This window comes from Streptomyces africanus (assembly GCF_002150735.1).
Classification (GTDB): domain Bacteria; phylum Actinomycetota; class Actinomycetes; order Streptomycetales; family Streptomycetaceae; genus Streptomyces; species Streptomyces africanus.
This window is the reverse complement of the sequence record NZ_MUKA01000586.1, coordinates 1-1,206: the sequence shown is the minus strand read 5'-3', so window position 1 is coordinate 1,206 and position 1,206 is coordinate 1. Positions and strand designations below refer to the sequence as shown.

Here is a 1,206-nt window from a genome sequence, read left to right as displayed (position 1 = left end):
CACCGCGGCCATGGCCAGCGCGGCCCTCGGCGTCAGGGCCCGGGTCGACACGGACGTGGCGATCGCGTTCGCCGAGTCGTGGAAACCGTTGGTGTACGTGAAGAACAGCGCGACCGCGATGGTCACGACCAGAGCAAAGGTGTCCATGAAGGGCTCAGGACTCCTTGACGGCGATGGTCTCCACCGTGTTCGCCACGTGCTCGAACGCGTCCGCCGCTTCCTCCAGCACGTCCACGATCTGCTTGAGCTTCAGCACCTCGATGGCGTCGTACTTGCCGTTGAAGAGGTGCGCGAGCAGCTTGCGGTGGATCTGGTCGGCCTGGTTCTCCAGCCGGTTGACCTCGATCCAGTACTCGGTGAGGTTCTCCATCGTCCGCAGGTGCGGCATCGCTTCGGCCGTCAGTTCGGCAGCGCGCGCCAGCACCTCGATCTGCTGCTCGACGCCCTTGGGCAGTTCCTCGACGTTGTAGAGGACGACCAGGTCGACGGCCTCCTCCATGAAGTCCATGATGTCGTCGAGGGACGAGGCGAGGGAGTAGATGTCCTCGCGGTCGAACGGCGTGATGAACGAGGAGTTCAGCTGGTGGAAGATCGCGTGCGTGGCGTCGTCACCTGCGTGTTCCGCTGCCCGCATACGCTCTGCGATCTCGGCCCGGGCGGAAGCGTCCGCCCCGAGCAGTTCCATCAGGAGTTTCGAGCCCGTGACGATGTTGTCCGCGGATGCGGCGAACATGTCGTAGAAGCTCGTCTCCCTGGGGGTCAGACGAAAGCGCACGTGGGGTCCTCGGCTTGCTTCGGTTTCGGTCAGGCTGATGCTAGGCGCATCATTCGGCCACGGCTATCGGGCCGCCCACCAGTGTCGCCCATCGGGCACAGTGATGAGCACGGGGGCGGTCCAAGGCCCGTATACCCCGCAAAGTTCGGTACCATATACCCACTAGGGGTATGTGTCGGCGTACAGCCCACCAGGAGGACGCGATGACGGACGTGACCGACGTTACGAATGCCGGAGATGTCACGAATGTCACCGCCGGGGCGGACGTCGTGACCGACCACGACCGGGGCGTGCACGGGTACCACAAACAGAAGGACGAGCACCTCAAGCGCCTGCGCCGCATCGAGGGGCAGATCCGCGGCCTGCAGCGGATGGTCGACGAGGACGTCTACTGCATCGACATACTCACCCAGGTCTCCGCCTCCACCAAG

3 protein-coding genes are annotated in these 1,206 nt (G+C 64.3%); 1 reads left to right on the top strand and 2 read right to left on the bottom strand.

Going from position 1 to position 1,206, the window contains the following annotated elements; translation table 11 throughout:
• A partial coding sequence (locus tag CCL05_RS44375) for an inorganic phosphate transporter (RefSeq protein ID WP_208641750.1) occupies positions 1–147 on the bottom strand: 147 nt, incomplete at its 3' end.
• A gap of 7 nt (positions 148–154) precedes the next feature.
• Positions 155–775 (bottom strand): DUF47 domain-containing protein, encoded by a 621-nt coding sequence (locus CCL05_RS42340; RefSeq protein WP_020269925.1) that lies wholly within the window; start codon positions 773–775, stop codon positions 155–157.
• Between the two features lie 203 nt (positions 776–978).
• On the opposite strand from CCL05_RS42340, the gene CCL05_RS42335 reads away from it, so the two are divergent.
• Positions 979–1,206: metal-sensitive transcriptional regulator (locus CCL05_RS42335; RefSeq protein ID WP_143590049.1), on the top strand; the 228-nt coding region annotated here is incomplete at its 3' end.